Origin of the sequence: Azospirillum endophyticum, from assembly GCF_016595245.1 — a bacterium.
Classification (GTDB): domain Bacteria; phylum Pseudomonadota; class Alphaproteobacteria; order Azospirillales; family Azospirillaceae; genus Azospirillum; species Azospirillum endophyticum.
The window spans coordinates 63,448-69,890 of the sequence record NZ_JAENHM010000004.1; the positions used below are offsets into that span (position 1 = coordinate 63,448).

The window sequence follows — 6,443 nt, forward strand, 5'->3', positions numbered from 1 at the left end:
TTTGATCATACCCGTCCGAGCCGTCAACCCGCCCCCTCCACCATCTCCCGCGCCTGCCGCAAGTCGGCGACGAAGTCGCGATAGGCTTGGTCCGCCCCCTCCCCAGCCGGCAGGCGCAGCAGGTAGGAGGGGTGGACGGTGACGACGCCGCTCCAGTCGCCGAATCCCATCGGCCCGCGCTCCCGCAGCACGGACACGCTGCGCCCGGTCAGCGCGAGCGCCGCGGTGGCGCCCAGCGTCACCACCAGGCGCGGGCGGACGAAGCCCAGCTCCTTCATCAGCCACCAGCGGTAATGCTTCACCTCGCCGGCGGTCGGCGACTGGTGCAGGCGGCGCTTGCCGCGGGCGACGAACTTGAAATGCTTCACCGCGTTGGTCAGGTAGGCGGCGCTGCGCTCGATGCCGGCCTCCTCCAGCGCGCGGGTAAGCAGCTGTCCGGCCGGGCCGACGAAGGGACGGCCCTCCACATCCTCCTGGTCGCCCGGCTGCTCGCCGACGATGGCGATGGCGGCCCCCTCCCGCCCCTCGCCCAGTACCGCCTGCGTCGCTCCCGGCACCAGCGGATCCGCCGCCCGGATGATGCGGTTCAGCTCGGCCAGCGTCGCCGGCTCCTGCCGGGCCATGGCGGCGACGGCCTTGTCGGGATTGCGGTGGCGGGGCGCCGCGGCCTCCGCCTCGACCATCGCCTGGACGCGCGCGGGCGCCGAGCGGATCATCGCCGGAATGGCGGCCGCTTCCGGCAGGTTGGCCCAGTATTTCCGCGGCATCTCCGCCCGCATCGCCGTGGGATTGACCCGTGCCGGGTTGAAGGTGCTTTCGTAATAGCGCTGCCAGCCCTCGGCGAAGCGGTCGTCGCGGTCGAGCCCCTCCGGCCTCGCCGCGGCCGGCCCGAATGTCAGCGACCGCCGGTCCCACTGCAGCGAGCCCACCGGCGTCAGGATCGTCCAGACCAGGCTCTCGAACCGTTCGACGAAGAAGGGGGCGGTGGCCTCGACGATGAAGTTGTCGGGCTCGAACCACGCGAGATAGCGTTCGGCTCCGTCGGGGTCGCGCACCTCGTTGAAGCGTAGGAAGGCGTGCATCTTGTGCAGGTCGCGCCGCACCGCCTTGTCCAGCATCGCCAGCCGATGGACCAGCGGGTCGGCATGGTGGTCGAGGATGTCGCGTTCCCCCCGCAACGCCCGCCACACCAACCGGTGCAGCAGGGCGTAGCGTTCCGGATCGCGGTGGCAGACCACGGTTTCGATCAGCGCCCCCACCGGGCGCGGCAGCGAAACCGGCGGCGCGTCGGCCGGCAGGGGACCGGTGCCGGTTTCGGCAATGGCGCCGAACAGCGACGGCGCCGCACCGCCGCTCCACGCCACCTCGTCCGGATCGACGCCCAAAGCGACCAACCCGCGCAACGCGCGGCGGAAGCCGTCGAGGTCGGCGCCGTCCTTCAACTCCACATGCCGCATGGCTAAGCTCTTCAGAACAGGCTGAGCTGCTTGGGCGGCGCCACCAGCCTTTGCCGCAGGTCGGCGCGGTCGGTCAGCCCGCCCGGATGGTGGTCGGCGGCGATCAGGAAGGCGCGCGCCCGCTTCAGCCCCGACGACAGCCGCGCCACATCCTCCAGCCGCAGGCTGGTGTGGCGCCGCGCCTCGACGATCTTGTCGACCGCCCGCGCCCCCAGCCCAGGCACCCGCAGCAGCATCTCGCGGTCGGCGCGGTTGACGTCGACCGGGAAGCGCTCGCGGTTCTTCAGGGCCCAGGCCAGCTTGGGATCGATGCCGAGGTCCAGCATCCCGCTTTCGCCCCCGGCGGCGATCTCCTCCACCGTGAAGCCGTAATAGCGCAGCAGCCAGTCGGCCTGGTACAGCCGGTTCTCGCGCTGGAGCGGCGGCGGCTTGGCCGGCAGGGCGGAGCTGGCCTCCGGGATCGGGCTGAAAGCCGAATAATAGACCCGGCGCAGGCCATAGCGGCGATAGAGCGTGTCGCTGGTCTCCAGCACCGACAGGTCGGTGGACGCATCGGCGCCGACGATCATCTGGGTGCTCTGCCCGGCGGGGGAGAAGCGCCGCTTCTCCTCCTTGGCTTCCAGGATGCGCTCGCCGACCTGCCCCATCACCGCCTTGATCGAGGTGCCGTCCTTCTCCGGCGCGAACTCCTTCAGGCTGCGGTCGGACGCCAGTTCCAGGTTGATCGACAACCGGTCTGCCCACAGCCCGGCCTGCTCGATCAGCCAGGGGCTGGCCTCCGGGATCGTCTTCAGGTGGATGTAGCCGGCGAAGCCGTGGTCGCGCCGCAGCGTGCGCGCCACCAGCATCAGCTGCTCCATCGTGTAATCGGGCGAGCGGATGATGCCGGAGGACAGGAACAGCCCTTCGATGCAGTTGCGCTTGTAGAAGCCCAGCGTCAGCCGCACCACCTCCTCCACGCTGAACCGCGCGCGCCGCACGTTGGAGGAGCGGCGGTTGATGCAGTAGGCGCAGTCGAACAGGCAGTAGTTGGTCAGCAGGATCTTGAGCAGCGAGACGCAGCGCCCGTCCGGCGTATAGGCATGGCAGATGCCGGCCCCGGTGGTGGAGCCGATGCCGTCCGGCCCGCCCGTCCGCCGCTTCGCCCCCGACGACGCGCAGGAGGCGTCGTATTTCGCCGCGTCGGCCAGAATTTCGAGCTTGTCGAGCAGCGCGTCATCCACCGTGGAGGCTCCTTGATTTTCCCTCTCCCCCCTGGGGAAAAGGGCGGGGGTAAGGGGGATGCACAGGGAAGATTTTCCGGAGAGCCGCCGCGTCCCCGCCCTCGCTCATGTTCGCAATATGTTCTTGTCGAGGCAAAAGGCAAGCCGAATGGCGGAGGCAAAATCGCGCTCCCCGGTCCGTCCTCTTCAGCCTGCCCCGATCGCCTCGCGCAGATCGCGCAGCACGCCGTCCCAATCGCCCGCCCTGTTCTGGCGGAACAACCGGACCGACGGATACCAGACCGTGTCGCGGCGCCCCTGCATCCAGCGCCAGTCGGCGGCATGGGGAAGCAGCGCCCAGGTCGGACGACCCAGCCCGCCGGCGAGATGGACGGTCGAATTGTCGACCGACACCACCAGATCCATGGCGGCGACCAGCGCCGCCAGCCCGTCGATGTCGCCCCAGGCATCCAGCCCCGGATCGCTGACGCCGGCCGCGGCGATCTCCGCGGCGACGTCGCCGTATTGCAGGCTGACCAGCGTCACGTCCGGTCGGCCCACGGCCTCGGCCAGCCGGCCGAGCGGGATGGAGCGCAGAGCCCCGACGGCGGCGTTCTTGCTGCTCCAGGAAATCCCAACCAGACGGCGCCCTTCTCCATGGCCGTCGGCGACACGCCGCCGCCACTCCGCCGTCCGCTCCGGATCGGCCTTCAGGAAGGGGGGCTGGCGGCCGGCGAAATCCCCGATCCGGCGGCGCATCCGGCCCGGCAGGCTGCCGGCCGGGATCTGGGCCACGACGTCCGGCGCGGTCAGGCGGCCGGAGGGAGGGTCCGTACGCGCCACCACGGTGACGCCGGGCAGGCCGCGGGCGAACAGCGGAGCCAGCCGCGCGTCGCAGTCCAGAACCACGTGCACGCCCTCTTCCACCAGCTGGGGGATCAGGCTGGCGAACATCACCTCGTCGCCCAGCCCCTGCTCGCCCCACACCAGCAGGGCGCCGTCCTTCAACGGGCGTCCATCCCACGGCGGCTGGGGAAATCCGGCCCGCGGGAACCGTCCCGACGGCACGGCCCAGCCCTGTTCATAGTCGTCCCATCCCTCCGCCAGCCGGCCCAGCGTCAGCAGGGCGATGGACCGGTTGAACCGCGCCTGGGCATCGACTGGGGCATTGTTCGGGTCATTGATTCGGGCATCGTTCGCGGGATCGACCCGCACCGCCTGCCCATAGGCGTCCAGCGCGTCCCCGGCCCGTCCCTGCGCCATCAGGACGGAGCCCAGCGTGTTCCAGCCGGCGGCGAAGCCGGGATCCGCGGCGACCGCGTCCCGCGCATCCTCTTCCGACCGCTCCAGCTCGGCCAGCTTCAGCCAGCCGTCGGCGCGGTTGTTCAGCAGCACCGGGTTGCCCGGCAGCAGGACCAGCCCGCGGCCATGGCCGGCCACCGACTGCGCCAGGGCTTCCCCCTGCCGGCCCAGCCCCTTCAGCCGGTTGGCAAGCTCGTTCCACAGGACGGGGTCGTCGGGGGCGAGCGCCACGGCGATGCGCGCGGCCTCGGCCGCCCGCACCGGCAGCCCCTCCCCTGCCAGCAGGGTGGCGAGGGTCGTGAACAGCCCGGCATCCGGCATGCCGTTCGCGGCATCCTGCAGGACGGTCATGCCGCGGCGCTGGACGGCCAGGGCGACGGCGCCCCGCCCCAGCTCCCGTTCCATGGCGGCGAGCCGCAGCAGCGCCTTGGGATGCGCCGGCTCCAGCGCCAGCGTCGCCCGCAAGCCCTCCCGCGCCTTCGATGCCTGCCCCTGCGCCTCCCGCAGCAGCGCGCGGTTCAGGTGGATGCTGGCGTGGAGCGGCGCCACCGTCAGCAGGGCGCCATACTGCTCGTCGGCCTCGTCCGGACGGCCCAGATCCTGGAGCAGACCGGCCAGCTGGAAGCGCGGTTCCACCTCCTCCGGCCGCAGGGCGACGGCGATGGCGTAATGGCGGGCGGCCCGGCCGGGCCGGTTCAGCGCAGCCTCGATGCGCGCCAGATTGACATGGAAATCGGCGATGTCGGGGGCGACGGCGATGGCCCGGCCGATCCGGGCTGCGGCCTCGTCCGGCCGTCCGGTCAGGGCCGCCAGGATGCCCCACAGGTGGAGCGCATGGGGATGGCCGGGGGATGCCCCGAGGATGCGGCGATACAGGAGGTCGGCCTTGGCGAAGCGCCCGGCTTCCTGATGATCCAGCGCCGCGGCCAGGGCTTCCTGCAATGTCGCCATCGCCCTTTATAGGGCGGGGCCGATCCCCGGTCCAGACGCCGGTTCCAGCCACCGGTTCAGGCACCGGTGCGGGCCGCCCCCCGTCATTTTCCGGATGCAAATCGTCACCCCGCCGTCTTGACAGGAAAGCGGGACGGGGCCACGTCCTCATCACCTGGATCCGGGCCCCTCTGGCGACTTAGACGTGGTCGCGATGTCGGATCTCTTCACCTGCCTTTGCGCCGACGGGCGTGACCGCACTTGGAGGGACCGATGTCCTCTTCCCAGACCTTCTTCCCGGACAGCCCTCCCCGCCCCGCCTCCGCCGCTTCCCCGACGCGCGCCGCTTTTCCGGCGCACGATGGCGCCCCTGCGCCCGTTCGGGATGCCGGCGCCGGCGGCGGGGTGATTTCCGCAACCTTTCGATCGAGAACGAGCATCGCCATGGACCAGACCGAACGCCAGATCATCGACGACCTGTTCGCCAAGCTGCACCAGGCCGAGGCGCAATCCGGCCCGCGCGATCCCGAGGCCGAGGCGCTGATCCGCGAACGGATCGCCCGCCAGCCGGCCGCTCCCTATCTGATGGCCCAGTCCATCGTGATGATGGAGCAGGCGCTCGCCGCCTCCCAGGGCCGCAACGAGGAGCTGGAGCGCCAGCTGCGCGAGCGGTCCGCCGCTCCGGCTCCCACCCCGGCCCAATCCGGCGGCGGCGGGCTGTTCGGCAGCCTGTTCGGCGGCAGCAGCCGGCCGGCCCCGCAGCCGTCATACCCGGCCGCCGCCCCGGCCGCCGCCATGCCGCCCGGCTCGCCCTGGGGCCGCCCGCCGGCCGGCGCCGGCGCTCCCGCCGGCACCCCGGCCTACGGCGACCCGCGCGTCGCCGCCTATGCCCAGCAGCCGCGGGCCGGCGGCGGCTTCATGGCCGGCGCGATGCAGACGGCGGCCGGTGTCGCCGGCGGCATGCTGATCGGCAGCGCGCTGTCCAGCATGTTCTCCGGCGGCGAGGCCATGGCCAGCGAGGCCGCCGGCGCCGCCACCGACGCGGCCACCGCCGCCACCGACCATGCCGAACAGGCGGTGGAGGACAGCGGCTGGAGTGATTTCGGCGGCGAAGAGGAACTCTGATCCTATTTCCCGGGCGGCGCTCCGTTGAACGGAGCGCCGCTCTCGGGAGCTGGGAGAAGGGGATTTTCCCGACCGATGGAACGCCACTGCCCGGCGCGTTTCACGCCGTTCCAACGGCCGGCCGCTCCATCCCGTCCTCAGGCCTTCACGATACGGTCGGCGAAGCCCTCGACGGCGCGCATGGCGTTGCGAGTGTCGACGACAAGCGGGCAATGGGCGGCGAGGCCCTGATAGTCGAGGCCGTCATGGTCGGTGACGATCACCGCCGCGTCGAAGCCGGCCAGCGTCTCCGCATCCCAGGCGACGGAGGCCCGGCCGGCGAGCGCCGCATGCTCGCGGGTGACCGGCAGCACCGGGATGAAGGGGTCGTGGTACTCGACCGCCGCCCCGCGCTCCAGCAGCATCTCCATCAGCCGCAGTCCCGGCG

General features: G+C 71.7%; 5 protein-coding genes. 1 reads left to right on the forward strand and 4 read right to left on the reverse strand.

The window, feature by feature from the left end:
* Window positions 1-23: 23 nt before the first annotated feature.
* The 3 genes from JHL17_RS01485 to JHL17_RS01495 all read right to left on the reverse strand — a co-directional run bounded on the left by JHL17_RS01485 (window position 24) and on the right by JHL17_RS01495 (window position 4,912).
* Complete coding sequence (locus JHL17_RS01485; protein ID WP_200190283.1) at window positions 24-1,457, reverse strand: UdgX family uracil-DNA binding protein; 1,434 nt, start codon at window positions 1,455-1,457, stop codon at window positions 24-26.
* Between the two features lie 11 nt (window positions 1,458-1,468).
* Window positions 1,469-2,680 carry a putative DNA modification/repair radical SAM protein gene (locus JHL17_RS01490; RefSeq protein ID WP_200190284.1) on the reverse strand — a complete coding sequence of 404 codons (1,212 nt, stop codon included), beginning with the start codon at window positions 2,678-2,680 and terminating at the stop codon, window positions 1,469-1,471.
* Window positions 2,681-2,866: 186 nt separating this feature from the next.
* A complete protein-coding gene (locus tag JHL17_RS01495) occupies window positions 2,867-4,912 on the reverse strand; it encodes a tetratricopeptide repeat protein (protein ID WP_200190285.1) in 2,046 nt (681 codons plus the stop codon).
* 423 nt (window positions 4,913-5,335) lie between these two features.
* Between JHL17_RS01495 and JHL17_RS01500 the strand changes: the two genes are divergently transcribed.
* The gene (locus JHL17_RS01500; protein WP_200190286.1) at window positions 5,336-6,016 is read left to right on the forward strand and encodes a DUF2076 domain-containing protein; all 681 of its coding nucleotides are present in this window, start codon (window positions 5,336-5,338) and stop codon (window positions 6,014-6,016) included.
* Window positions 6,017-6,153: 137 nt separating this feature from the next.
* On the opposite strand, the gene JHL17_RS01505 is transcribed toward JHL17_RS01500, so the two are convergent.
* On the reverse strand, window positions 6,154-6,443 hold a 290-nt coding region (locus JHL17_RS01505; RefSeq protein ID WP_282189266.1), incomplete at its 5' end, for a UDP-glucose/GDP-mannose dehydrogenase family protein.